This is a genomic window from Escherichia sp. AM3 (genome assembly GCF_032029835.1).
Classification (GTDB): Bacteria; Pseudomonadota; Gammaproteobacteria; order Enterobacterales; family Enterobacteriaceae; genus Escherichia; species Escherichia coli.
Genome location: NZ_JAVUPQ010000371.1, coordinates 1 through 1022 on the forward strand (window position 1 = coordinate 1; position 1022 = coordinate 1022).

Genomic DNA, 1022 nt, shown 5'->3' on the forward strand with positions numbered 1-1022 from the left:
AACTGACCGGAGTACAGGATGGCAACTTTACCGTGCGCTTTAGCGTGGACGGTGGCGCGATGACCTACCGTGTGCATACCGACACGGAAGATAACCCGTTCAGCGGTGGGTTGTTCAGCCAGTTTGGTCTGTCAGACACACTGTACTGAGGAGGCAGGGATGAATAGTAACGTACTGACACAAACTATCGTTACCGGCAGTGACCCGCGCGGGCTGCCGGAATTCAGCGCCATCCGCGAGGAAATAAACAAAGCCAGCCACCCGTCACAGCCTGAGCTGAACTGGAAACTGGTGGAGTCGCTGGCGCTGGCGATTTTTAAAGCCAACGGTGTGGATTTACACACCGCCACCTACTATACGCTTGCCCGGACACGGACACAGGGACTGGCGGGATTCTGCGAAGGTGCGGAACTGCTGGCGGCAATGGTAAGCCACGACTGGGATAAGTTCTGGCCGCAGGGCGGCCCGGCGCGTACTGAAATGCTGGACTGGTTTAACTCCCGAACCGGCAATATTCTGCGTCAGCAAATCTCCTTTGCGGAATCCGACCTACCACTGATCTACCGCACAGAGCGGGCATTGCAGCTTATCTGCGATAAGCTCCAGCAGGTGGAACTGAAGCGCGTTCCGCGCGTGGAGAATCTGCTCTATTTTATGCAGAACACGCGTAAACGGCTTGAACCCCAGCTGAAGAGTAACACTGAGAACGCCGCACAGACCACGGTCAGAACGCTGATTTATGCCCCGGAAACACAGGCATCTTCCACACCAGAAGCGGTAGTGCCTCCCCTGCCCGGCCTGCCTGAGATGAAAGTGGAAGTGCGCAGTCTGACAGAGAATCCCCCACAGGCCAGTGTGATAAAGCAAGGCAGTACGGTAAGAGGGTTTATCGCAGGGATCGCCTGTTCAGTGGCTGTCGCCTCAGCATTGTGGTGGTGGCAGGTCTATCCGGTGCAGCAGCAACTGTTACAGGTTAACGACACCGCTCAGGGCGCAGCAACGGTGTGGATGGCCTCACCTGA

1 protein-coding gene and 1 pseudogene are annotated in these 1022 nt (G+C 56.7%); both read left to right on the forward strand.

Going from position 1 to position 1022, the window contains the following annotated elements; translation table 11 throughout:
• Positions 1–149, forward strand: a pseudogene (locus RTW80_RS31770) (hypothetical protein); the annotation flags it as partial.
• Between the two features lie 10 nt (positions 150–159).
• On the forward strand, positions 160–1022 hold an 863-nt coding region (locus RTW80_RS25930), incomplete at its 3' end, for an ImpA family type VI secretion system protein (protein ID WP_312720946.1).